Consider the following 24,714-nt stretch of genomic DNA (forward strand, 5'->3'; position numbering starts at 1 on the left):
CATGGAACACAACTTACTAGAAATGTCGATTATAGGCACAATTATTAATCATCCATTTTTATTAAAAGAATCTGGCATAAATATAGGCCATTTCGACTCCAAAATTAATGTAAATATCATTTCAGTGATTGAGCAGCTAATGAGTGAAGGTAAAGAAGTAGAATTTGTCACTATACTAATGCATCAAACGCCAGAATTTGTTGGTGGGGCCTCTTACTTAACAACCTGCATAGATAATTCAAACCTGGATAAATTCAACGGTCGTGTAGCTGAATTCCTTGATAAATGGAAGCAACGTGAAACTAGAAGAATCCAAAGCCTAAGTTTGCAAGAAGGATGGTCTGCCCAGGAGATTATCCAAAAGCTTTCAGACTTGGACACTACAAGAATCGATGATCGCAAAAGTATTAAAAGCGAACTGGTGAAGTATTTCGAAATGCCATTTAACGAAACTCAAAAAGTAGATACTGGCATCGAAAGTGGGATTACAGAGCTTGATAAATTAATTGAGGGATTCAGGCCAAAGGAGCTCACAATCATATCTGCAAGACCATCCGTAGGGAAAACCGATGTGATATTAACCATCGGGAAGAATGCAGGACTAAGGCATGTGACAACGATGTTTAAAAAGCGTGTTATACCCGTTGTTTTCAGCTTAGAAATGGAAACCGAATTATTAGTCCTTAAAAGGTTAATTCCTTCTACAGTAGGCTTTAATCGTGGCAAAACGAAAGATTTATTCAACTTACTGACGGCCGAGCAAAAAGATAAGTGGTCAACTGATTTAGGCATCTTGTCTGAAAGTGGTTTTGAGTTCTTTGATAAACCTGGCCAAAAAGTATCTGAGATGCGTTCGAAAGTTCGGTTGCTACAAAATGAGTACCCAGATTGCGAGTTTTTGGTCATGATTGATTACTTATCAATTATCAAGCCTGAGCAACCTGGCCAAAACCGGAATATAGAAATCGGTCAAATTACAAACGACTTAAAAACGATGGCAAAAGAATTGGGAGTACACGTAATTGTTTTGTCTCAACTTTCGAGAAATATCGAAACAAGACCAAACAAACGGCCAATGAATTCAGATTTACGTGAATCCGGTGAAATTGAACAAATCGCTGATATGATCATCGGTTTGTATCGAGAAGGCTACTACAACGAAGAAGTGAACAATCAGACTTGGCAGCCATTTGAATTTTGCGTAACAAAAAATCGTAATGGTGGGGTTGGAACCGTAACAGCTGCTTACAACAGATTCTTAGGTGTTATTAAATGACGTATCAAGAACTCCTGTTAGATGCCATTAAGTACGACGAGGAGAAACTAGCTTATTCGGTTTACTGGCTTATTAAAAACAAAGTGGTGAAAGGTACTCAATACTCTCATGGTGTTAATTGGGATCAAGTGAATCATGCAGAAGTACAAGCCATGAGAGAACAAAATGAATTGAATCTCAATCCTATCAAACTATTCTCAGTTCCGATGGGAAACAATAGGCACATGCTTATTTTTGCTAAAGATGAACTGTCGGCTAGAGGGCATTATCTGAACGAAACGAATGAATTACCACCAAAGATATTCAACATTTCAAACGATATGGATAAAAGCTTTTGGTTCCCGGATAAAAACAAAAATCAGTCATTGCGCGAGTTAAAGGATGCAACGTTGATGTTTCCAGCTACAGCGATGATATTCGAAAAAGGGTGATTATGTGGAGAAAGAAAAGTTGGTTGAAGCATTACAACAAATTGCAGATATTACGGAACATCTAACTGGATTCAATCCCACTTATGAAATTATAAACAGCATCGCAAACGGTGCGCTGGAGGAATCAAAATGATTAATCGTGTCATACTAGTTGGCCGACTTACTAAAGACCCGGAGCTTTCATATACACCTTCTGGAATACCGAAGACTCGCTTTACAGTCGCAGTAAATCGCTTCAAAAAAGAAGGTGAAGAACAACAAGCTGACTTCATTAGCTGCATCGCCTGGAGAAAACAAGCTGAGAACCTAGCAAACTTCATGAAGAAAGGCAGTTTGATAGGTGTAGAAGGTCGAATCCAAACAAGTAGCTTTGAGGGCCAAGATGGAAAACGAGTTTATACAACCGATGTTGTAGCTGATCACATTCAATTCCTGGAACGAAATAATACGCAGCAAAGCCAACCTCAATCGAACCAACAAACACAACAATATAGCCAACCACAGCAACAACAACCTTGGGGGCAACAAACTAACAATCAGCAACAAAATTACACACGTGTAGATGAAGATCCATTCGCATCGAGTAGAGGGCCAGTGAATGTGTCAGAGGATGATTTGCCCTTCTAAGGAGTGATATTTTGGACAGATTTCTTGTTAAATACCTTGATAAGTCAGCTGGGGGCGTAACGGATATAGAAGTCGATGCAGACAATGCAGAAGTAGCTAGAATAAAAATTCGCCAATTCATAGGTATCGGAAAACCAATACTGGACGTCGTGCCAATCAAGGTGCAGAAGAACAAATATAAAAACAAAAAAGTGGAATATGACGGGATTAAGTTTGATTCCAAGATGGAGCGAGATTACTATATTCACCTCAAACAGTTGCAAGCAAACGGTATCGTTTACGAGTTCTTCATGCAAAAGAATTATGTTCTGATAGATGCTTACACAAGGAATGATGGAACTAAAGTTAGGGCGAGTTATTACAAAGCCGATTTCGAGGTCCATTACTCCGATAATCGTGTTGAAGTAATTGATATTAAAGGGATGCTGACGGAAGTTTTCAAATTAAAGCAGAAAATCTTCGAAACTCGTTATCCCTTTGAACTGAAATTAATAACTTACTCAAAAAAATATGGTGGTTGGATTACGCTGCAGGATTTAGAAGAGAAACGTAAACAAAATAAACTACTAAACCAAAAGGGGACTATATAACATGAAAAAACTATTAGTGCAAAAAGAACAATGGATCGCTTACAAAAGAAGAAGCAGAGGAAATTGTAAATGATGCAAAAGAAAATGATGAAATGAACATGCACAAGATCACTGAAAAGTTTAATAAAAACGGAGTTTACTTCTTGGTTGATGTTCAGTATCACTATGGAACACCAAAAGAAGTAATGGAAACTACACCACCGGAGAAGGATAAAGCTCCAGACGGCCAGCTAAGTATTGATGACGTTCATGAAGGCGTTGAGTATGCAGTTGAAGGTGATGGGACGGTATCTGTAACCGAAAAGCAAGAAGCCGAAGAAGTAACACAATAAAACTAAATAGGGAGTTCTCTTAAGGGGAGCTCTCTTTCTTTATACCAAAATTACCTAAAACGAGGTGCGTTCTAATGAGGGAGATTAAGTTTCGAGCTTGGGATAAAGAAGAAGGTGAGTTTATAAACATTAGGTCATTTGGAATCTTGGAAAATGGTGAAGTTTGGTACGTACAAGCGATAGATGAAAATGAGAGAGATATTGACCCTCCATACTTTACCGATAGAGATGATTTAGTAATTATGCAATACACAGGCCTAAAAGACAAAAACGGTCGTGAGATTTATGAAGGGGATATTTGTTCCATAGACCATAGTGAACCACCAGTATTAATAAGGTACGAGGACACAAAAGGCAGATTTATATTTGAGGATAAGTTTTATGAAACGGAATGGAAAATTGATGATTTCCATTTGGACGAACTAAAAGTGGTTGGCAACATATAGGAAAATCCCGAACTACTAGAAGGTGATGCCAAATGACAGTAACCAAATCCAAATGGCAAAATCGCAAAGCTGTCAGTGGCCGAAACAAAACTGAATTAGATAAATTCGTAAAGCAGCATGAAGCACGAGGATGGAAAAAGGTCGGGAAAGGTGTAGAAATCCATGGAGCTTACAAAACGGAATATATCCAGGTGATGGAGTTTGGTCGGTTGGTGAATGAAGTTGGCATATGAGCCGAAAAAACATTTCAACAATCGTATCTATGCTTTGTATCGTGGTGAGAATTATTTAACAGATGGCACACAGGAAGAACTCGCTCAATATTTAGGTGTTAAAAGAAAGACGATTCAATTTTATACGACACCGTCATGGTTAAAACGATCGAGTGAAAAAGCATTGAGAGTTATTGCTTTGGATGATGATTAACAGGGAGGTTTTAGCAGGTGGAATATGTTCAAGCTAAACGTTTGTTGGAACAGGCTCTCGAAAATCAGAAGACTATTAAAATCGATAAATTGAAGGAAATTATGGATGTAATAAAAGCGCATAAAAAAAGCGAGCTTCAATACTACAAAGATAAATCCATTAATTTGGAGCGACGTTTGAAACAAATGAAACGGCAAAGCGAAAGTGTAATCGTTGTTAAAACGAAGCATGGCATTCCATCGGTAATTCAGCTATATGGTGTGCGTTATACACGTGATTCATCGTATAAGGTGTTCAACGGCAAGGTTATAAAAGGTGGCGAGTGAGTGATTGCACCAAATTGCGAAGTAAAGGAGGAAGAATAGATTATGCGATTTCAATGTGAAGAATGTATGAGTGATGAATACATTGAAATGGTTGGTAGTGGTGAAGATTCAAAAGGAGAATTCGAAGATTATGAGTGTGGAGAATGTCATCATATAAATCGAATTTATGATGAAGTGTAATGAACATACGAAGATTAAACGACAAAGGAGTAAATAGACGTTGAACAGCATTCCAGAAATCGTTGAAATCGAAACAAGTAAATCAAAACGCTGTAAATGTAATCCGAAGTGTCAGGAATTTTACAGAGTAAACGGAATTGATACCTATTGCAAAAAGCAACTTGAACAATTAGCTATCAATATCCTAAACACTGTAAACGGAACAATGATCGCACAGAAGAATTACAACAATCGAGGTTGGACAACTCTCCAGGAGCGAGCCATTATCGATTTTGTTGAAAAGAATGGTGTGCAGTTTGGTACCTATCGAATAATTGGTGAAATGATTGGGAAACCGAGAACAGCAGTTAAACGAAAAGTATATCAATTAGAAGAACAAGGTCGGTTAAAACGGAATCGAACGAAAGGGAGTTAAACATGACAATCGATGAACACATTATCGCAAATGATGTATTGCGAAACGTAATGGATAAATTTAAAAATCAGCAAGTTAAAGGATTAGCGAAGTACGGTGAAACGGTCAATCCGGAATCGTATGATGTTGTAGGCTGGCTGAACCATATGCAACAAGAAATGATTGATGGGGTTGTATATGCAGAAGTGTTGATTGGAGTAACCTCTAAGATTGTGGAGGAAAATAAGAGGTTGCGTAAAGCATTAGAAGATATAGACAAACAAACATCTTATTTTTGGATGAATAAGAACGAGCAAATTAATCAAGCAAACGAAACTGCAAAAATAGCATTGGAGGAATCAAAATGAATGAATTAATCACAAAAGTAGAAGAATGGTCAAAAAATAAAGGATTGGATAAAGCTGAATCTAGTAAGCAGTTTTTGAAGGTTGTGGAGGAAGTCGGCGAAGTTGCTGCAGCATTAGCACGAAATGATAAAGATGCATTGCGTGATGGCATTGGTGATGTAGTCGTTACTTTAATCATCTTAGCTCAACAAAACGACATGGATTTATACGAATGCTTAAATTGTGCGTATGACGAGATTAAAGGTCGAACAGGTAAGATGGTCGATGGAGTGTTTATTAAGGAATCGGACTTGCAAGAGCAATAACACATCGTTTTACTGTTAAATTAAATGATTCTAGAGGTTTTAACTACTAGGATGATAATTTTGTTCACCTGAAACTTGAAACCTCTTAAATCGAACGCTAGATACCTTAAAATAGGTGGTGTAAAAATGGCTCGTTCTATCCCTTTTCGAATGGTGAAAAATGTACCTTCTGATATTTGTGAAGGTGATGTAATAACTGTGGAAGGTAACGTAAAACAGAAAATAACAAAAAATAAATCTGTTAAATTTTTAGATATGCGAACTATGGTGATAATTGGCCTTTGCAAAGATGTAGATTAGGTGGTGCTTAAATGTACGAATGGTTAAAAGAATATATCAAGCTACGAGAAGAAATATCCTATCTAGAATTAAAACTTGACCAGAATCAAACGGAATTAAAGCGATGGGTTGAAGGTGACCTGTCAAAGGTTAAGTTAGAAGCTGATTCAATTGCTTCTGGTTTAGAAGATAAGATTGAAATGCAATTGAAACTGTTAGATGAGAAAAAGAAACAACGTGATGAATTGATCGCGCTAGTAGAGAAGTTTGAAGGATTGGACAATCAAATCTTACGTATGAAATGGTTTGAGGGTAAAACATTAGAACAAATTGCAGAGGAATTGCAATATAGTTACGGTTATATCAAACGAAAACATGCAGACATTATGAAAATGATTAAGTTTGCCGATTCATTAGCTAGTAACCTTTGAGTTAGTAACCTTTTGGATACGCTCTTTCTGGGTGCTGAATCTATTGTAAGAACGTTATATTATGAGATTGTAATAGTTTGCAAGTTAGCAATCACTCCTAAGAAGAGTGGTTGCTTTTTCTTTATCAGAATTCTTCCATACAATTAATTTTCGATTAGAATTACTGGGTGTATTGTCATAAAAATATGGAAGACATATACTGAGAAGGGTATAAATTATTTAGTAGGAGGAATTTGAATGGATTTTAAAAATGAATTACATAATTATTTACAAAATTTAAATGCTCTATCATATTTTTTATCTTTACAAGACGAAATTATGGAGAAATTTAGCTTTTCAGGTGAAATTGGTGAGTTGCTAGATGTCAAACCAGATGCAGTTAGTATATTGGAAAAAAGTGCCCACTTGTATGGATTAGATGGAGAGTTGGTAATGGCGGAGCTAGCGAGTGCTAATGAAGAATTTAATTCTTTAGGAGTAGAATTTTCTATAAGTGATGAAGACAACAAAAGTGTTAGGCTGAATATAAAAAATAAGTCTGTAATTTACGATATTCAAAAAGCAATGCAGTTAGGTGATTTATCTAATAGACAAATGCAAATGCTAAATAGAAGTTCTTTAACAAGCTTGATGATTTATTTTGAAAGTCTAATTGCTAGTATAATTAAAGCTAGATTAGTTAAGTTTCCAAATGCATTTAATCCAAATGATAAATCTATAAAATATAAAGACTTAATGGATTTTGATAGTATGGATGAAGCACTAGAACATTTAATAGAGATTGAAGTTGTGGATATAATGTACAATGGATTCAAAGTATGGATTCAATACTTATCTAAATCAGGAATAAAAATTGACATGATTGAAGATTTGATTGAAGAGATAAATGAAATTTCCCAACGAAGAAACTTGTTTGTACATAACGATGGTGTAGTTAATAAAATATATTTAAATAAAGTGGATTCTAAATTTATTAAGGAGGTGAAAAAAAACGATAGATTATCAATTTCAAAGGAGTATTTAAAAAATGCCATTAAAATTATAAAAATATTTGGTACTATCATTTTGCTAGAAGCATGGAGAAACTTCGAAAAAGAAGATTTCGACCAAAATATAAGTTATCTTTCTAATTTAGGATTTGAAGGTCTCAGAGATGAAGAATGGGAATTTTCTAAGTACATTTATGAGGGTATCTATAAGTACTCAGATTACCATGCTGTTAAAACATCAATGCAAATAAATATTTGGTTATGTCAAAAGCAATTGGGATATTTCGAATCGATAAAAGATAATATCTCAAAATTCGATGTCTCAGGAATGCAAACATACTTTAAGTTATGTATTCATGCTTTGCTCGAAGAAAATGATGATTTCTTTTCATTATTAGAAAAAGAACCAAATGCAATTTCAAAGGATGACCTTATAACATGGCCTATATTTAAACTAATAAGAGAAGATAGTAGATTTAGTAATTTTGTAAACTAAGTTATTTAAAATTCGATTTGAAACTTAGATTTTTAATATGCTGAAAAAATTCAACATCCAGATTTGTTGGGGTTGTTAGCAGTGGATGTTTTGCCTGTTATAGAATAGTAATTTAGTAAGTCACACTCAATGAGCTGTGGCTTTTGTTTTGTCAAAAATGTATTAATGACAGCATTCCTTTATATATGTATGATGTGTAAAGGAGGTCGGAAAATGTTTAAAAATTGGACTAATAGAGACTGGTTTTGGTTATCGAGTTATTTTATTTTTATAGTAATATTGCTTTTAGCAAACTTCTATCTTGAATGGGAAACGAATCTTTCGATAATTTCAAGCGCTACATCAATTGCTTTGGCTATTTTAGCGATTTTCTTATCACTAAAGCAAGATTCTGAAAACAAAATATCGTCTGATACCAAACACTTAGATTTATCAAAACAGTTGAGAGAATTGTCACTTTCGATTATTAATAAACAAGATGGAATAACTGAGGTTTTAAATAATGTTGAGAAATCAGTAGATACAAATAATGAATTGGAAGAAAAACAAGAAAATTATACTCATGAACAATTATTAGAATATGGGGAAAAAGTTAAAAAAGAAACGATTCAAAAGTTTGAAAAAGAGTTAAATAAACAGATGTTAAAGAACTATGAAGATTTGGATAGAATTCAAAAAGGTTTCACTAACAGTGGGAAAAGAGATCCTAAAGAAATAATTAAAAACTATATTGAGAGCGTGAGTCACTATACAATTGAAGATGTACAGTTTCATTTAAGAGGTTATGGAATTGAAATGTCTACTCGAGCTATAAAAGTTATTTTAAATATGATTAAAAAAGAAGTGAATAATAAATTTGAACTATAACTTAAGTAATTATTAAAACGGTCACATCAATTACGATGTGGCTTTTTATTATGCAAAATTAGCTGAAACTTAATGTAAAAAACTTACATTTTTATATTGACTCACGTAAATATAAGTGGTATAATTAAAATATAGAAAGGAGGTAAGAAAATGGAACTTGAAAGAGTAGTAGCAATAACAGCATTCATCAATTTAGCAATCGCACTGCTTAACTTCCAAACAGCGAAGATAAACAGTAAGAAAGCAAAAGAAAAAGACACTACCCCAAAGAAGTAGTGCCAAACAGAAATTAAAAATGAAGGTTAAGGCTCACACCCTTAGCCTTCTACCCAAATATAATTGATTTGAGTAAATTGTACAACGGATATAAATAAAAAATTATACAAAGAGGTGATTCTTATGACGACTATTACAATAATTCTAACTGTTGTAACGCTCTTGGTAATTGGTGCGACAGTTGTTACAATGAGAAAAAGTAACAAAAAATAGGTGGTGCAATTTATGTCTGAAAACTACTCTTTCAAGAACCGTGAAGAAATAACAGTGTATATTCAAAATGAAATCATTAATACAACTGAAGCATTGGAAATATTGCAATGTTCCAGGCAGAATTTGAATAATCTTGTGATGCGTGGAGTAATAAAGCCGATCAAGGATTTACCTAGAGACAGGTTATTCTTTAAAGAAGATATCATTAAACGCAAAACTGAAATGGATAACAAAGCGAAAAAATAAGTCACATCCAACTGGGGTGTGGCTTTTCTTATGCACAAAAACAGGAAGGTGAGGCTATGCGAATTGAACACATCATAGACAGTGAAACAAAGGCGAGATTAAGAGTTTCAGAGGTAAGTAAGGGGAAAGTTCATCCTAGACGAAATAAGCCTAGGAAACGTAATCAGAAGCCTTTAAGTGAACGTGAATTAAAAGAACTAATGGGTGTACATCGAGATACATACACACGTAGGAATGGTGCAGTAAGACGCAAATGATTGTGGAGGGATAAGGAATGAGCAACAAATGTTTTGCAGATGGTTGCACTAATGAAGCTCTAACAGAGTTCTGTCCAGAATGTTTAGCCAATGGTGGTATGAAACCTGTTAGGCGTAAAACGAATGAAATTGAAATCATCATGACTAATGTAAACGAACCACCAAAGATTAAGCTGAATGGCAAAGAGATTAAAGGTATTGTGGAACTCGATTATAAGTACGTGACTAAGAGTGCTGAACCAGGTTATCACAACTTCACTGTTAAGTATTGTGATAAAGAATCAAACACTGTTCGAACTGTATCAGCTAATAAGATTTGGGAGGGATAAGGATGGTAGGATTAAAGGGGATAACGATTGATGTATCAGTAAAACTTGATGAAGAACGTTTGCAAAAAGCTATCAAGGTATTCGAACAAGAAGTATCAGAGTGTTTCTCTATTGAAGTTGGCAAGAAGAATGATGAACTACCAACAAGTCTCGAAGGTAGTGAATAGATTGAAAGAAGGTGATGTCAATGGACAAAGACAAGCTATACGATTTAACCAAGAGGAATCAAGAAAGCAAACAATTCTATGCTTCATCTTCTTGGGCTAAAGCGAGAGAACTTGCCTTAATCCGTGACAAGTACCTTTGCCAATCATGTTTAAAAAAGAAACGATTTCGAAAAGCAGAAGTTGTTCATCACATCAAGGAACTGCGCGACCATCCAGAACTAGGATTAGAATTATCAAACTTAATATCATGGTGCAATAAATGTCACACATCACACCATAAAAGCAGCGATACAAAATCAAAAAATATTAAAACTAAAATAGAAGTGGTTACAACCAAAACAAACATTGAAAGATTTTGAATAGCCCCCCTGGTCTGAAAATATTTTTTCAGCTTTTTAGGGACCGAGCGGGGTCCTTCGTTTGCTACGCGGATTAATTTATGAAAGGGGGGGAACTGATGGGAGAAGTTACAAACGATTTGTTACGGAGCTATTTAGGTGAGAATTATCAACCTTCTGATGAACAATTGATTACTTTGTATGTGGAAACTTATGAATTCTACAAACGGATGCAGGAAGAATTGAAGAAAATGCCGTTGATGATGAAACATACGAATAAAGCTAGCGCAACAAATTACATCAAGAATCCTCTTTCGATTGAATTAACCAAAACGGTGCAAACTCTGAATAATTTACTAAAATCGTTAGGTTTAACACCTTCTCAACGAAAGGAATTTAAGTTGGGTGGTGGTCACGTTGACGATGGCTTCGACAGTTTCTAAGATTGACGGTTTATTGATCGTTGTAAAACCTTCACCAGTATTACTAACGACTTGGTATGCTAATCAAGTTGTGGAGGGCAACATCATCGCCTGCAACAAAGTAAGACAAGCTTGCCAGCGACATTTAAACGATTTGAAAAGGCAAGGAACCGAGGATTTCCCTTGGGTCTTTGATGAAGAGTTAGCACATAGACCAATACAGTTTATCGAAAAATTTTGTAAGCCTTCAAAAGGTGCTTTTCGACAACTCACTATGCAAGCGTGGCAGCATTTTAGTTTAGGTTCTGTTTTTGGTTGGGTTCATAAAGATACTCAAATTAGACGGTTCAAAGAGGCTCTGATATTCGTTGCTCGTAAGCAAGGTAAAACAACAAAGATTGCAGGAGTTACCTTGTATGGCGCTTCAAAGGATAATGAACAAGGTGCGGATATTGTATTGTTAGCAAACAGTATGAAACAAGCGCGGTTATTATTTGATGAAGCAAAAGCGATGGTGAAGTCTTCCCCTGCTTTAGCGAGACGATTCAGACCGTTACGAGATGCGATTCATTTTGATACAACTTTCTCTAAAATCGAACCACAGGCATCTGATTCAGAAAAACTCGATGGATTAAATACACATATTGGAGTATTCGATGAAATTCACGAGTACAAAGATTACAAATTGATTAACGTTATTAAGAACAGTCGCCAAAGTCGTACACAGCCACTACTCATTTACATTACAACAGCAGGCTATCAATTAGATGGCCCATTGGTAAATTATTATGAACAAGGCGCTGATGTATTGAATGGTGATATCATCGATGAACGAACATTCTATTACATTGCTGAATTAGATAGTGTTGATGAGTTTGATAAACCTGAAATGTGGATTAAAGCAAATCCAAATATGGGTGTTTCTATCAAGCTTGCTGACATGATTGAAGATTGGGAGAAAGCAAAACGTACTCCCTCTGAACGAAACGACTTTATTACAAAACGTTTCAATAAGTTTGTAAGCAGCAATGAGGCTTCATTCTTGGATTATGAAGTATTGAAACGTAATGAAAAGGTTATTGATTACACTACAATTAAAACTTCTGCTGTTGGTGGTTTCGACTTATCGGACAGTGAGGACCATACAAGTGCATATCTCGAATGGCCAATTCAAGAAACTGGCGAGGTTGCTTTGTTAGGGCACACTTGGGTTCCACAAGCTAAAGTAGATGCTGATAACGAGAAAATCGATTATCAGAGTTTACAAGAAGAAGGACTTTTAACAATTGTTCCTGGAGAGTACGTAAAGAAAGAGTATGTATACGATTGGTTTGTTGAGCAGTCGAAAAAATATTCAATCGAAAAGATTATGTATGATCCAGCAAAAGCATTCGGCTTAGTTGAAATGTTACAGGCTTATGGATTTACTTGTGAAATTGTTCGACAAGGATTTATAACGCTTGGTCCTGCATTAGACGATGCGAAAGAGCGTTTTATTGATGGGAATGTAATTTTCAATAATAATCGTTTATTCCGTTGGTACACTAACAACGTCATCCTTGTGGAAGATAGAAATAAAAATAAGATGCCTACGAAACAAAGTCGCTACCGTAAAATAGACGGTTTTGCGGCTTTTTTAAATGCCCATGTAGAGGTTATGAAGAAAATGGTCGTGGCGCAAGGAAGTGGAGAAATATCATTTGTATCCATTAATGACTTGTAGGGAGGTGAGAAATTGAAAATATGGCAACGAACTAAAAGAGCGGTTTATATGGCTTACGCAGGTTGGAAAGGTGCAACGTGGGATTTTAGTAACTGGATGGGACGAACCTTCTGGGGAATTGATAACAGTCAACTAGCTACCAATGAAACGATATTCAGTGTGATTACTAGGTTAGCTAATACGTTGTCAGTATTGCCCATCAAGTTATATAAGGACTTTGATTTCGTAATGAACCAAGCAGCCGATGTATTGATAAACGATCCGAATCAAAATATGAGTTCATTTGATTTTATCAACGCAATGGAAGTTAGTCGTAATGAACATGGAAATGGCTACGCAGTAATCGTCAGAGACATTCGATTGCAGCCAATAGAAATTGTTCCATTAGATCCTACTACTGTAACAGAGGTTATCAATCGTGATGATGATTCTTTATGGTATCAAGTACTCGGAGAATCGAAAACGATGTATGTTCACAATTTAGATATGATTCATGTTAAGCATATCCGAGGTCCTAATCGTTGGCGAGGTATTAGTCCGTTAAAAGTTTTGGCAAATACGATTAAGTACGATAAAGCTGTTCAAGAGTTTTCCTTGTCTGAAATGGAAAAGAAAGAATCCTTTATTTTGTCTTATGCAGCCAATGTAGATGCTGATAAAAGAGCTCAAATTATTGCTGATTTTAGACGATTCTACTCTGAAAATGGTGGGATTTTATTTAAAGAACCTGGTGTGGAAATAGATCAATTAGAAAAGAAATACTTCGCTTCAGATACATTGGCATCCGAACAAATTACACGTTCAAGGGTGGCCAATGTTTTTACTGTGCCCGTAAGTTTCTTGAATGAAACCACTGGCGGTACGTTCGGAAGTAATGAGCAAGAGATGATTCGCTTTGTAAACATGACGATATTACCAATTGTGCGCCAATATGAACATGAATTTAACCGTAAATTACTCACTCGGTTAGAAAGACAAAATGGATTGTACTTTAAATTTAACATCGGTGGTTTATTACGAGGGGATACTGCAGCTCGCACAGCATTCTATCAAATGATGATTCGTTCATCAGGTATGAAACCGAATGAGGTTCGTAGGCTTGAAGATTTACCACCTGATAAGTCTCCGAACGCTGATAAATTATGGATTTCGGGTGATATGTACCCATTAGATATGGATCCAACACAAAGGAAAGCTACTGCTACTGCATCAACTGTGGAAGGAGGTGGAAACAATGAGCAAACAGAAGAAAAATAAATTTTTCGAAATGAAAGCATCTACTGATGGTAAATCGGCTGATGTTTTTATTTATGGAGAAATTACTAAATATGCTTGGGAAGAGTATGGTGAAGTTTCCTCAATTACTTTCAAAAATGAACTAGATTCATTGGGGAATGATGTAGAAGTGATTAATCTATACATTAATTCGCCAGGAGGTTCCGTATTTGAGGCAATGGCAATTATCGCTATGTTACAACGTCACCCTGCAAGAATTATTTCTCATGTAGATGGTGTTGCAGCTTCATGTGCATCGGTTATTCCAATGATTTCAAAAAAAGTGATCATGCCAGCCAATGCTTTAATGATGATACACCACGCTATGACAGGTGCTTGGGGTAATGCTACCCAGTTAAGAAAGGCAGCAGATGACGTTGAACGTATTAGTCAATCGATGTGTCAATATTATCTCGACAAGGCCGGAGATAAACTGGATAGCGAAACTTTAAATGAAATGCTTAAAGAAGATACTTGGTTAACTGCTGAACAAGCTTTAGAGATTGGATTGTGTGATGAAATCGTTACGGCTAATAATGCCGTTGCATTTGCATTTGATGAAAAGTTTGCACAGCAGTATAAAAATGTGCCACAACAACTTCTGGAACCACAACAAAAAGCACCTGAAATGTCAGCAGAAGAGAAAGAATTGCGAGAGAAGATTCTTACAGATTCAAAAGCTAATTTAACTTACTTAAATACAATTCTATAAAATAACGGGAGGTTTTCACTCATGAAAACACAAACTAAAAAACTATTAAAATCATTAGAAAACAAAAATTCTATGAAAATGTTTTTACCACTTGATATTCAATTTTTTGCTGGGAACAAAACACTTTACGAGCTAAAACAAGCAATGGCTACAATTGGTCAACAATTAGCTAAAACAGAAGAAGACTTAGCTACAAAGGCAATGGATCCATCTGCTTCACTTGATGATATTAAAGCAACTCAAACTGTGAAAGCTGATTTGCAAGCTCGTTTTGATGTAATCAAAGCTCAACATGATCAACTTGAAAAGGAACAAGCTGAAAAGTTTGCTCAAAAACAAAATACTATTGCAGGAATTGAAGATCCAAAACAAAAAGTTGTGTCTGCAAAAGCTGATTTAATTCGTTCTACAATGCGCGGTAAGGCAATTGATAGTGATGTTCGCGCGGCATTAGGTGATAACTCAACAACTGGGGGAAGTAAATTCCTACCAAAAACAGTATCAAACGATATCATCATGGAACCTTTAGCGAAAAATCCATTACGTGGTCACTCAGTTGTAACGAACATTACGAATTTAGAACTTCCTAAATTGAGTTACACACTAGATGACGATGATTTTATTGCAGATACTGAAACAGCAAAAGAACTAGAATTAACGGGCGATACAGTATCTTTCGGTCGTCATAAATTCAAAGTATATGCAGGTGTATCTGAAACAGTAATCAATGGATCTGATGCAAATTTAGTTGGCCATGTAGAGAATGCATTAAAATCAGGTGTTGCTGCCAAAGAAAAGAAGGTGGCATTCGCGACTACTCCAAAACCTGGAGAAGAACATATGTCATTCTATTCAACTCAAAATGGTATCAAAGTGGTTACTGGTGCAGACAAATACAAAGCAATTAAAGCAGCTATTGCTGATCTACATGAAGATTACCGTGAAAATGCAAAAATCTTTATGACATTTGCGGATTACTCTGACATCATCGAGACACTTGCGAATGGAAGTGCAACTTTATATACAGCTCAACCAGAACAAGTATTAGGTAAACCTGTAGTATTTGCTGATGGTGCAGTAAAACCAATCGTTGGTGATTTTTCTTACTCTCAGTTCAACTATGACATTGGTGAACTATTCGAACGTGATAAAGATATCAAAACGGGTATCGAACAATTCGTTGTTACAGCTTGGTTTGACCACCAAATTAAGTTGAAATCTGCATTCCGTATCGCAGATGTTACTTCTACTCCCTAATACAGCGGCATCTATAGGCGATGCCGTAATCGGTGAAAGTTTAATTGTTCAATAGATAATAAAGGAGGATAAATGGCTATGGCTACAAAAGAAGAATTAAAAGTATTATTTGCTACTGGAAAAAAACCAACAGGTGATGATTTCTCTAAATTAATTGATGGTGTAGAAGGACCTGCTGGACCTCAAGGGGAAGTTGGTCCCCCAGGTCCACAAGGTGAGACGGGAGCAACAGGTGCAAAAGGCACGACTGGCGCTAAAGGTGATCCAGGTGTAGGAGTTAAGTCAATCGCTCTAACTGTTGATGCAGAAGGTAAAGTAACAGGTGGAACAATGACGTTAACAGATAATTCTACAGCTCCAATTACAGTAACTACAGCTTAAAAAGCTCTCTTTTTGGGGGCTTTTTGCTTTAAAATGAGCTGAAAAGAGTGATAAACAATGACATTACTCGATGAATTAAAGGAATATCTGAGAGTAGATGGGGATGATGAAACACAGTCCCTTTCTACTTTTATAAATGCTGCTGAAGTAGTTTTGAAGAATTCAGGAGTAAAACTTCCACAGGATTATTATCAAATTGTGGATGGCAAAGACATTTATTCCGAACATCGGTTGGCAGTATTAATTTTGGCATCTCATTATTATGAAAATCGTCAAATTTCATCTCAAAATGCACAAAATGAGATACCTTTTAGCGTTCAAACAATGATTTTGCAATTGAAATGGGTGAATATCGATGAATCCAGCCCAATTTAATCGCCGTATTTCACTATTTAAACGAACAATAACTGTAGATGAACTACTACAAGAAATTGAGACTTTTGAAGAAGTTAAGAAGCTATGGGCGATGATTAAAACCTTAAAAGGTGAAGAAGTTCAAAAAGCTGATTCTTCCACAATCAATACGTCTCGTTTTGTAGTTAGATACTCAAAATTTCTTCATGATCTATTCGAAGATGAAAAAACATCGTTAGAAATCCATTATCGTGGTGTGATTTATGATATAAAAAGCGTGATAAACGACGATGAGGCCAATATAACCTACACAATCGTTGCCGAAGGGCGGATGTAACCATGGCGAATGTAAATAACATAGCTAATGAAATTGTTCGTTCCCTCAGACAATATACAGACGAAGTGAAAGTAAAAGTTAATGAAGCAGGGAAAGAAGTTTCTGAATATGGTGTGCGACGACTTAAAGTGGAAAGTCCTAAAAAGACAGGTAAGTATGCTCAAGGTTGGCGATTAAAAAAAGTGGGGACCAAATGGGTTACTTACAACAAACTTTATCGACTTACTCACTTGCTTGAAAAAGGCCATGCAAAGGTAAATGGTGGCCGTGTTGCTGCAAGGGTTCATATTGCCCCTGTTGAACACAAAATGATTGAAGAATATACACAAAAAGTTGAGGAGGCCATTAGAGGATGACATTACCTGAATTAGCTCAAGCATTAAAAGGCTTAGGTTATCCAGTCGCCTATTCTCACTTTTTAACTACTCAAGATCCACCATTTATTTGTTATTTAGTACTTGATTCGGCTACTTTCAATGCTGATAACAAGCCGATTCATGAAACAATAAGCGTAGATATTGAACTTTATACAAAAACGAAGTCTTTAGCGATAGAAAAGCAAATAAAGGATTTACTAACAACAAACGAACTCCCTTGGTTTTTCGATGAAATTCACATCGAAGACGAGGGAGTTTTTAAATGTACTTTTTCAATTACATTAACTTAAAAATGGAGCGTGAAAGCATGTATAACGTATTAAATGACAACAAAGTTATTCAAAGTGTATCAAGTGACAAAGTAGTAATTCCTTTCCATTGGAAATCGATTATGAAATTAGATATTCAATACTTTGCTGAAAACAAAGTTGAATATGGTTTATCGAACGTTCACTATGCAACTTATACAACTGGTGCAGATGGAACAATTACATTTGATAAACCTATCCCGATTCCAGGTGCGGTAAGTATGACAGGAGATCCAGTAGGTGAAGCAACAAAATTCTTTGCTGATAACATGGTTTATTACGTTGCAAAAAGTAACCAAGGTTATGAAGCAACATTGAGTATTGCTACAATTCCACAGCAATTCGCTATCGATGCATTGGGTGAAGAATTAGACGAAGTAGATGGAGTAATTAACGAAGTTGCAGATGCACAAGGCAAACCGTTTGCACTTTTATTCCAATTCGAAGGCGATGTTAAAGCGACACGTCACATTATGTATAACTGTACAGCTAACCGTCCGAGTCTTAACGGAAATACAAAAACGGAAAGTACGGAGATTACGCCAAACGAATTAACATTAACAGCTGCTCCAATCAAAATTGGTGATAAAACTCTAGTAAAAACAAAAACTACATCTGCTACAACTGCAGCTATCTATGATTCATGGTTCGATACGGTTTACCAAAAGACAAATGCTACTCCCTAATGAAGCCGCATCTATAGGCGATGCGGTTTTAGGCACAAATTTCATTATTCAGTAACAACATAAATGCTAAGACCTCCCACAGATTTGATGGGAGGTTATTTTGATTAATAATCTGTGGGGGAATAACTAATGGAAAAAACAATTGAAATCTCTGGTAAACAAATCACTTTTAAAAGCACTGGTGCAGTTCCTAAACGGTATAAAATGCAGTTTGGTCGTGATTTCTTTGCGGATTTATTAGCCATGGAAGGAACGATTAATAAAGAGAACCCTTCTGTGGAAGAAATGCGAAAAATTGATTTCGAAGTTTTCTATGACATTGCTTGGACGTTTGCGAAAACAGCTGACAGTTCAGTACAAGATCCATTAACATGGTTAGATTCATTTGAATCATTCCCAATTATAGAAATCCTTCCGGAACTTCAAGATATGTTGGCAGCATCCATTCAGACTAAAAAAAAATAAGTAAATCAAAGGGTACGTCAAATGGTGAAACAATCAACACTGAGACGTACCTTGTTTTATGTCATGAATGCAAGCTTGCTCACGATGATTTAGAAACCATGACACTAGGGATGGTGCTAGATTATATCGACGAATACATGGAAATGAAAAATCCTGATAAAAAGAAAGTTCGCAAGGCTTCCCAGGAAGACTTTGACAAATTCTAAGCACTCACTTTTGTGGGTGTTTTTTATTTTACATAAAAGGCGGTGAAAATATGGCAAATGGAAATATTCGTGGTATTACAATTGAACTGAATGGCGATACAACCGGTCTGGACAATGCTCTTAGGGATGTAAATAGGCAAAGTAAAAACTTACAAGGTGAATTAAAGGAAGTTGAAAAAGCCTTAAAACTAGATCCAGGTAATATTGAGTTGGTTAGACAAAAGCAACAATTGCTAACTCAATCAATTCAATCCACAAGCGATAAATTAAATACTTTACGACAAGTTCAAGGCCAAGTAGAAGCACAGTTGAGACGTGGTGAAATTGGCGAGGAGCAATATCGTGCATTTCGTAGAGAGTTGGTAAACGCAGAAAATAGTATGCGTAGTTTTGAAGGACAACTGGATTCTTTGCAAACAGAACAACAACGCTTAGCTGACACTACACGCTCTTTAGGAGCATTTTTTAATGCCACGGGAACTGATGTCGAACAATTCTCAGGAACGCTTGGAACAAGGCTTACACAAGCTATTCGGAATGGTACAGCAAACGCTGACCAAATGGAACGAGCTTTACGTTTAATGGGCAGACAAGCCTTAGGTGCTAGTACGGACATTGATGAAATGCGAAGAGTGTTAAATCAAATAAATAATGGCGGTTCCATTGATTCAATTCGTTCTGAATTACAACAAATGAACCAAGTTGTTGTTACGGCCCAGGATGAATTGAAAGAGATTGACAAGCTTTTAAAGTTCAATCCCAATAGCACCGAACTCTTAACTCAGAAACAAGCATTACTTAGTCGATCCATTCAAGATTCTTCCACAGAACTTCTACAATTACAGCAAAGACAAAGAGAAGTAGAAACGCAATTCCGTAGTGGTCAAATGGGAGAAGAACAGTATCGTGCTTTTAGGCGTGAAATTGAGCAAACGGAGCAAAGTTTAAGAGGTTATCAGAACGAGCTACGTAACATGGAGCAAGAACAACAAGCGGTACGTTCTTCTGCAAGGCAGCTAGAAACCTTGTTCAATGCGACTGGAATGTCTGCTCGGGATTTTGCTGATGTACTAGGTAACGATCTGACTAGGGCTATTACAGAAGGTCGTGCAACATCTGCACAATTTGAGCAAGCATTAGATCGCGTTGGCCGAAGTGCATTAGGTTCAAGAGCTGACCTTACTCAAATGCGTGAAGCGTTGAGAAATATCGATAACGGTGCGAATTTAGATCAAATACGTGCTGATTTAGACCGAATTGCAAATAGTGCTAATCAAGCTGAAAACGATGTAAACGGGTTAGGAGATTCTCTAGCTAATGTAGCAGGTGCCCTTGTTGCAGGCGGTGGAATTGCCGGAGTAATTGAGCAAGCATTAGATACATCAAATTTAGACACAAAAATCGATATATTATTCGAAGTACCCGAAGAAAACAAGGAATATATAAAGGAAATCATTAGATCGATAGAAGCTTATGGTATTGATGGAGAAGAAGCGCTTGAAGCTGTACGTCGACAATGGGCATTAAATGCTGATGCAACAGATGAAGCTAATCGCAAGATTGTGGAAGGCGCAGGAGTTATTGCAAGTGCCTATAACGGTATTGATTTCATTGAATTAATTCAAGAGATTAATGAAATTGCAGTGGCGCTGAATGTTACTGATGAAGAAGCGCTAGCTTTGACAAATACATTATTGAAAACAGGATTCCCACCCGAACAATTAGATATTATAGCTGAATATGGAACGCAGTTAAAAATCGCCGGCTATAATGCTGAAGAAATTCAAGCAATTATGGCTTCTGCTAGTTCTCAAAATTCTTGGAATATCGACAACCTTCTTGACGGTCTAAAAGAAGGGCGGATTAAGCTAACAGAATTTGGTGATGGTTGGAGCGATGCTTTATCTGATTTAATCGAAGGTACTAAAATTAGTACTGAAATGCTTGATGGTTGGGGGAGAGCAGTAGCAAAAGGTGGCGAAGAAGGTTCTAAAGCTATGCGTGATGCTGCTCAAGCTGTTTCCGAAATTGAAGACCCTACTAAAAAGGCTTTAATAATGGTTGAGATGTTCGGAACCATGGCAGAGGACCAAGGTAATACAATCGCTAATACTTTAATCGAGATGGGTCAGCACATGACTACGGCAGCTGAAAATCAAGAAGGGCTAAATGAAGCGATTAACAAGATGGAGAAAGATCCAACAGTTCAATTGCGACAAGCTTTAGCTGATTTGAAAACGGCTCTTGACCCAGTAATACAAGTGGTTGCTGATATTGTTTCTGAAATAGCTACTTGGATAAGTGAAAACAGCAAATTAGCAGGTGTTATTTTAGCTGTTACAACTGCACTAGGAATTGTTGTGGGAGCTATAATGGCACTCGCTCCTGCCGTTGCATCCTTGGTATATTTATTTACTCCTTTAATTGGAGCATTCACAACTGCCGGAGGTGTAGCAGGTGTTTTCTCATCTGCAATTGGTGGATTAGCACCTATATTTACTGCATTAACCGGACCAATTGGAATCGCAGTTGCTGCAATAACAGGAATAGTTGCAGCTTTAGTTACAGCATATAACAAAGTCGAATGGTTCCGAGACGGTGTAAATCAAATTTGGAACATTATCAAAGATTACACTTCCCAAGCATTTGGAGCAGTCAAAGAGTTGATTTCTTCACTGATTTCCAGCGGTGTTGAGTTTGCAAAAGGAATCCTTGATAAGTTTAAAGCCTTTTGGGATGAAAACGGCAAGGCCATTACAGAGATTGTGAAAAATAATTTCGAACGAGTGAAATCTAATATTGAGATGGTCATGGGTATTATTAAAGGTATCTTCGAAGTTGTATGGCCAATTATATCGAATCTCGTAAAAGTTGTTTGGAAGGCTATCCAGTTAACTATCGGAAATGCGTTAGATATTGTATTAGGTATTATTCAAACTGTGCTGAAATTAATTCAAGGTGATTGGAAGGGTGCCTGGGAATCGATAAAAGGTGTTGCAGAAAACATCATGAGGAATATTATTAAATTCTTTAAAGATATTAACTTATTCCAAATCGGGAAAGATGTAGTTCAAGGATTTGTTAATGGTATCGGTTCGATGGCTTCAGCGGTTGTGAATAAAGCTAAAGATCTAGCAAACAGCGTGACCAAGACTATAAAGAATGTATTAGACATCCATTCACCATCTCGTGAAATGAAACGAATCGGATTGTGGACAGGTGAAGGTCTTGTTATAGGGTTAACTTCATCAAGTTCGTCAGTTAATAAAGCGATGGAGAATATCGGTAATGGAATTCTCAATGTTTCTAAATCTTATCAGAAAGAATACGAAAGTTTAATTGATGAATTTAATAAGAAAAATGAGGATAAAAACGATAAAACATTAGAAAAAATTTACAAGATACAAAATAATGCAGCTAAGAAAAAACGTGCATTAACTCAGAAGGAACAACAAGAGATCGCTTCGTTAGAGGCTTCGTATAGAGATTCTAAGCTTAAAACAGATCAGGATTTTAATAAAAAATATATGGCACTTGTTGAGAAATCAGAAAAAGAGTATCTAGAAGTTATCAAAAAATATATCGATGATAAAAAATCTTTAGATCAAATGTCCATATTAGATGAAGCAAGGATTTGGGAACAGTCTATGGAATTGTTTTCTGAAGGCACAACAGAACGGATTAAAGCTCAACAAGAGTATAAAAAAGCCGTAGAAGCTGTGAATAAAGAAATCACGGCTATTAATGCTGAATATTCAGGTCAAGTGATGAAGATTAATGAAGAGTTGATAAAGAGTGAAGAAGCGTTAAATAAAGCTTATGAAGATGCCGTTTCTAAACGTGAAAACTCCCTTAAAAATACAAAAGGCTTATTTGACGAATTCACAGTGGACTTAAGTCGAACTGGTGATGAGCTCATGAAAAATTTACAAACGCAAATTGTTCATTTTGAAGGATGGCAAAGGGAAATTGAAGCATTATCAAAAAGGGCAATTGATGGAGGGTTATTAGCTGAATTAAGAGAAATGGGACCAAACGCTTTAGCAGAAATCGTAGCTTTAAACAGTATGACTGATACACAGCTCACAAAGTACAGTGAATTATATAGAACCAAATCTAAATGGGCCAGAGAAGTAGCTGAAAAAGAGCATGTGGATATGAAAAACAATACTGATAAGCAAATAAAAGAGATGCGAACAAATGCTGAAAAGCAACTTGATAACTTAAACAAAGAGTGGAATGCAAAAATTAAATCCCTTACAAAAGATACTTCCACAGAATTATCAAGTCTAGAGCAGATTGGTAGAGATGCTGGTAATGGATTGTTGAGCGGGCTTTCTTCAACATCAAATGCGATAAAAAGCAAAGCTTTGGACATTGCTAATTCGGTGAGAAAGACAATTCAATCGGCTTTGGATATCCACAGTCCCTCACGTGTGATGAAGGGCTTTGGTATTAACGTTGGTGAAGGTTTAATTATTGGAATGGACGACATGATTTCAAAAGTTGCCCAATCATCTGCTCGATTATCTGAAGCTGTTGTAAATGCTCAAGGTTCTTTGGCAAGTAGTGCTCAAAAATCGGTGGAATATAGGGCATCAAGTGTAACATCATCTACTTCCACAATTGATAATTCAAAATACATGCAACCGAACATCACAATTATTAACCAAGTGCCAAATGCTTCACCTTCTGAAATTGCACGGAAAGCACTTCAAACTCAACGTCAACTAGCCATGGAATGGGGTGTGTAAATGGCAGTGGAAAAAGTAATATTCAAGAATAGTAGAGGGCAATCGATTGAATTAACGAATCGATTGCCTTTTCTTCTTGAATCTGTGGAGGGCCGAGGGGAAGTTGGGGCAGATATTCAATTGCAATCAGCGCCGTTTCAAGATGGCGCAACGTTTATCGATACTACCCTTACTACAAGAAGCTTGGCGTTAAATGTTAGTTTGATAGCTAAAAGTCGAGATGGGTTGAACGATTTACGACACAAAATCAGCACAGTTTTTAACCCGAAATTGGGATTAGGTAAATTAATCTACTCAAACGGAAATGTCGAACGAGAAATCGAAGTGGTTGTGGATGGTTCCCCTGCATTCCCGGTTGGTGATGCGAAGGGACGTTGGTTCCAAAGGACAGTAATTAATCTAATTGCACCAAATCCATTTTGGGAAGGTGTAGCAGTTGATAACTACAAACTAGAAGATTTTGTAGGGAATTTCCGATTCAAATTCCGTTTCCCAGTACGATTCGCAACTCGTGGAGATAGTCGTGCATTGATAAATAAAGGGGACGTACCGACACCAATTCGAGTAGAGTTTCGCGGGCCAGTTACAAATCCGAAAATTACTAATGTAACAACAGGCGAGTTTATCAAAGTAAATGCAACGATTCCAGCTAACTACAAGTTAATTTTAAATACTTCATTTGGGAATAAGCGTGTTGAAATCATCGCACCTGATGGAGTTGTACAAAATGCGTTCCACTATATCGATTTGGAGTCAACATTCTTTTCTTTAGATATTGGCGAAAACCGTTTCGGCTTTATTACTGAAGGTGGTAATCCAGAGGTTTATGTGGAATACAAACACAGATATTTAAGTGTATAAGGATGTG

38 protein-coding genes are annotated in these 24,714 nt (G+C 36.4%); all 38 read left to right on the top strand.

Annotation, left to right across the window (positions count from 1 at the left end):
• Position 1: 1 nt before the first annotated feature.
• The 38 genes from CD33_RS13385 (at position 2) to CD33_RS13545 (ending at position 24,707) form a co-directional block, all read left to right on the top strand.
• On the top strand, positions 2–1,276 hold the full coding sequence (locus tag CD33_RS13385; RefSeq protein WP_036201475.1) for a replicative DNA helicase: 1,275 nt from the start codon (positions 2–4) through the stop codon (positions 1,274–1,276).
• Entirely contained in the window at positions 1,273–1,707 is a 435-nt protein-coding gene (locus tag CD33_RS13390) for a hypothetical protein (protein WP_036201476.1), read from the top strand. The genes CD33_RS13385 and CD33_RS13390 overlap by 4 nt, the downstream gene beginning before the upstream one ends.
• A gap of 4 nt (positions 1,708–1,711) precedes the next feature.
• Positions 1,712–1,840 carry a hypothetical protein gene (locus CD33_RS20745; RefSeq protein WP_258516989.1) on the top strand — a complete coding sequence of 43 codons (129 nt, stop codon included), beginning with the start codon at positions 1,712–1,714 and terminating at the stop codon, positions 1,838–1,840.
• Positions 1,837–2,334 (top strand): single-stranded DNA-binding protein, encoded by a 498-nt coding sequence (ssb, locus tag CD33_RS13395; RefSeq protein WP_036201477.1) that lies wholly within the window; start codon positions 1,837–1,839, stop codon positions 2,332–2,334. The genes CD33_RS20745 and ssb overlap by 4 nt, the downstream gene beginning before the upstream one ends.
• Positions 2,335–2,345: 11 nt before the next feature.
• Positions 2,346–2,924 (top strand): DUF1064 domain-containing protein, encoded by a 579-nt coding sequence (locus CD33_RS19950; RefSeq protein ID WP_176400069.1) that lies wholly within the window; start codon positions 2,346–2,348, stop codon positions 2,922–2,924.
• Positions 2,925–3,022: 98 nt separating this feature from the next.
• Positions 3,023–3,256, top strand: a complete 234-nt coding sequence (locus tag CD33_RS13405; protein WP_215490543.1) for a hypothetical protein — start codon at positions 3,023–3,025, stop codon at positions 3,254–3,256.
• 74 nt (positions 3,257–3,330) lie between these two features.
• Positions 3,331–3,702, top strand: a complete 372-nt coding sequence (locus tag CD33_RS13410) for a YopX family phage-derived protein (RefSeq protein WP_036201478.1) — start codon at positions 3,331–3,333, stop codon at positions 3,700–3,702.
• Positions 3,703–3,734: 32 nt separating this feature from the next.
• Positions 3,735–3,935, top strand: a complete 201-nt coding sequence (locus CD33_RS13415) for a hypothetical protein (RefSeq protein WP_036201479.1) — start codon at positions 3,735–3,737, stop codon at positions 3,933–3,935.
• A complete protein-coding gene (locus CD33_RS13420; protein WP_052130224.1) occupies positions 3,919–4,128 on the top strand; it encodes a hypothetical protein in 210 nt (69 codons plus the stop codon). The genes CD33_RS13415 and CD33_RS13420 overlap by 17 nt, the downstream gene beginning before the upstream one ends.
• A gap of 17 nt (positions 4,129–4,145) precedes the next feature.
• Positions 4,146–4,454, top strand: coding sequence for a hypothetical protein (locus tag CD33_RS13425; protein WP_036201482.1), 309 nt, complete (start codon positions 4,146–4,148; stop codon positions 4,452–4,454).
• Between the two features lie 42 nt (positions 4,455–4,496).
• Positions 4,497–4,634 (top strand): hypothetical protein, encoded by a 138-nt coding sequence (locus CD33_RS20235; RefSeq protein WP_156967315.1) that lies wholly within the window; start codon positions 4,497–4,499, stop codon positions 4,632–4,634.
• A gap of 40 nt (positions 4,635–4,674) precedes the next feature.
• A complete protein-coding gene (locus tag CD33_RS13430) occupies positions 4,675–5,049 on the top strand; it encodes a hypothetical protein (protein WP_036201484.1) in 375 nt (124 codons plus the stop codon).
• Positions 5,050–5,051: 2 nt separating this feature from the next.
• Entirely contained in the window at positions 5,052–5,396 is a 345-nt protein-coding gene (locus tag CD33_RS19520; RefSeq protein WP_052130225.1) for a hypothetical protein, read from the top strand.
• Positions 5,393–5,701 carry a MazG-like family protein gene (locus tag CD33_RS13440; RefSeq protein WP_036201485.1) on the top strand — a complete coding sequence of 103 codons (309 nt, stop codon included), beginning with the start codon at positions 5,393–5,395 and terminating at the stop codon, positions 5,699–5,701. Before CD33_RS19520 ends, CD33_RS13440 begins: the two co-directional genes overlap by 4 nt.
• 126 nt (positions 5,702–5,827) lie before the next feature.
• A complete protein-coding gene (locus tag CD33_RS20240; protein ID WP_156967316.1) occupies positions 5,828–6,001 on the top strand; it encodes a hypothetical protein in 174 nt (57 codons plus the stop codon).
• Between the two features lie 11 nt (positions 6,002–6,012).
• Complete coding sequence (locus CD33_RS13445) at positions 6,013–6,411, top strand: sigma factor-like helix-turn-helix DNA-binding protein (protein WP_036201486.1); 399 nt, start codon at positions 6,013–6,015, stop codon at positions 6,409–6,411.
• Positions 6,412–6,648: 237 nt separating this feature from the next.
• Positions 6,649–7,896, top strand: a complete 1,248-nt coding sequence (locus tag CD33_RS13450; RefSeq protein WP_036201487.1) for a hypothetical protein — start codon at positions 6,649–6,651, stop codon at positions 7,894–7,896.
• 213 nt (positions 7,897–8,109) lie between these two features.
• The gene (locus CD33_RS13455) at positions 8,110–8,763 is read left to right on the top strand and encodes a hypothetical protein (RefSeq protein WP_036201488.1); all 654 of its coding nucleotides are present in this window, start codon (positions 8,110–8,112) and stop codon (positions 8,761–8,763) included.
• A gap of 150 nt (positions 8,764–8,913) precedes the next feature.
• Positions 8,914–9,039 (top strand): hypothetical protein, encoded by a 126-nt coding sequence (locus CD33_RS20750; RefSeq protein ID WP_258516990.1) that lies wholly within the window; start codon positions 8,914–8,916, stop codon positions 9,037–9,039.
• A 225-nt stretch (positions 9,040–9,264) separates the two neighbouring features.
• Positions 9,265–9,498, top strand: a complete 234-nt coding sequence (locus CD33_RS13460; RefSeq protein WP_036201489.1) for a transcriptional regulator — start codon at positions 9,265–9,267, stop codon at positions 9,496–9,498.
• A 56-nt stretch (positions 9,499–9,554) separates the two neighbouring features.
• Positions 9,555–9,755, top strand: a complete 201-nt coding sequence (locus CD33_RS13465) for a hypothetical protein (RefSeq protein WP_036201490.1) — start codon at positions 9,555–9,557, stop codon at positions 9,753–9,755.
• 17 nt (positions 9,756–9,772) lie between these two features.
• Positions 9,773–10,084, top strand: a complete 312-nt coding sequence (locus CD33_RS13470; RefSeq protein WP_036201491.1) for a hypothetical protein — start codon at positions 9,773–9,775, stop codon at positions 10,082–10,084.
• Positions 10,085–10,086: 2 nt separating this feature from the next.
• Positions 10,087–10,251 (top strand): hypothetical protein, encoded by a 165-nt coding sequence (locus CD33_RS20245; RefSeq protein WP_156967317.1) that lies wholly within the window; start codon positions 10,087–10,089, stop codon positions 10,249–10,251.
• Positions 10,252–10,271: 20 nt separating this feature from the next.
• Positions 10,272–10,610, top strand: coding sequence for an HNH endonuclease (locus CD33_RS13475; RefSeq protein WP_036201492.1), 339 nt, complete (start codon positions 10,272–10,274; stop codon positions 10,608–10,610).
• Between the two features lie 80 nt (positions 10,611–10,690).
• Positions 10,691–11,032 carry a P27 family phage terminase small subunit gene (locus CD33_RS13480; RefSeq protein WP_088291737.1) on the top strand — a complete coding sequence of 114 codons (342 nt, stop codon included), beginning with the start codon at positions 10,691–10,693 and terminating at the stop codon, positions 11,030–11,032.
• Positions 11,013–12,734 carry a terminase large subunit gene (locus CD33_RS13485; protein ID WP_052130226.1) on the top strand — a complete coding sequence of 574 codons (1,722 nt, stop codon included), beginning with the start codon at positions 11,013–11,015 and terminating at the stop codon, positions 12,732–12,734. The genes CD33_RS13480 and CD33_RS13485 overlap by 20 nt, the downstream gene beginning before the upstream one ends.
• 12 nt (positions 12,735–12,746) lie before the next feature.
• The gene (locus CD33_RS13490) at positions 12,747–13,991 is read left to right on the top strand and encodes a phage portal protein (protein WP_052130228.1); all 1,245 of its coding nucleotides are present in this window, start codon (positions 12,747–12,749) and stop codon (positions 13,989–13,991) included.
• Positions 13,969–14,721, top strand: coding sequence for a head maturation protease, ClpP-related (locus tag CD33_RS13495; RefSeq protein ID WP_036201494.1), 753 nt, complete (start codon positions 13,969–13,971; stop codon positions 14,719–14,721). The genes CD33_RS13490 and CD33_RS13495 overlap by 23 nt, the downstream gene beginning before the upstream one ends.
• 72 nt (positions 14,722–14,793) lie before the next feature.
• Positions 14,794–15,978, top strand: coding sequence for a phage major capsid protein (locus tag CD33_RS13500; RefSeq protein ID WP_235863213.1), 1,185 nt, complete (start codon positions 14,794–14,796; stop codon positions 15,976–15,978).
• 78 nt (positions 15,979–16,056) lie between these two features.
• Entirely contained in the window at positions 16,057–16,359 is a 303-nt protein-coding gene (locus tag CD33_RS13505) for a collagen-like protein (protein ID WP_036201624.1), read from the top strand.
• A gap of 57 nt (positions 16,360–16,416) precedes the next feature.
• On the top strand, positions 16,417–16,734 hold the full coding sequence (locus CD33_RS13510) for a head-tail connector protein (protein WP_036201495.1): 318 nt from the start codon (positions 16,417–16,419) through the stop codon (positions 16,732–16,734).
• Positions 16,715–17,050: a phage head closure protein gene (locus CD33_RS13515; RefSeq protein ID WP_036201496.1), complete on the top strand. Its 336-nt coding sequence runs from the start codon at positions 16,715–16,717 to the stop codon at positions 17,048–17,050. The genes CD33_RS13510 and CD33_RS13515 overlap by 20 nt, the downstream gene beginning before the upstream one ends.
• A 2-nt stretch (positions 17,051–17,052) precedes the next feature.
• The gene (locus CD33_RS13520; protein WP_036201497.1) at positions 17,053–17,406 is read left to right on the top strand and encodes a hypothetical protein; all 354 of its coding nucleotides are present in this window, start codon (positions 17,053–17,055) and stop codon (positions 17,404–17,406) included.
• Positions 17,403–17,717 carry a hypothetical protein gene (locus CD33_RS13525; RefSeq protein ID WP_036201499.1) on the top strand — a complete coding sequence of 105 codons (315 nt, stop codon included), beginning with the start codon at positions 17,403–17,405 and terminating at the stop codon, positions 17,715–17,717. Before CD33_RS13520 ends, CD33_RS13525 begins: the two co-directional genes overlap by 4 nt.
• A gap of 101 nt (positions 17,718–17,818) precedes the next feature.
• The gene (locus CD33_RS13530) at positions 17,819–18,421 is read left to right on the top strand and encodes a major tail protein (RefSeq protein WP_036201625.1); all 603 of its coding nucleotides are present in this window, start codon (positions 17,819–17,821) and stop codon (positions 18,419–18,421) included.
• Between the two features lie 129 nt (positions 18,422–18,550).
• Positions 18,551–18,886, top strand: a complete 336-nt coding sequence (locus CD33_RS13535; RefSeq protein WP_036201501.1) for a hypothetical protein — start codon at positions 18,551–18,553, stop codon at positions 18,884–18,886.
• A 256-nt stretch (positions 18,887–19,142) separates the two neighbouring features.
• Positions 19,143–23,846 carry a hypothetical protein gene (locus tag CD33_RS19525; RefSeq protein ID WP_052130230.1) on the top strand — a complete coding sequence of 1,568 codons (4,704 nt, stop codon included), beginning with the start codon at positions 19,143–19,145 and terminating at the stop codon, positions 23,844–23,846.
• Positions 23,847–24,707: a phage tail family protein gene (locus CD33_RS13545; protein WP_052130231.1), complete on the top strand. Its 861-nt coding sequence runs from the start codon at positions 23,847–23,849 to the stop codon at positions 24,705–24,707.
• Positions 24,708–24,714 lie beyond the last annotated feature (7 nt).

Source organism: Ureibacillus sinduriensis BLB-1 = JCM 15800 (assembly GCF_000772955.1).
Lineage (GTDB): Bacteria > Bacillota > Bacilli > Bacillales_A > Planococcaceae > Ureibacillus > Ureibacillus sinduriensis.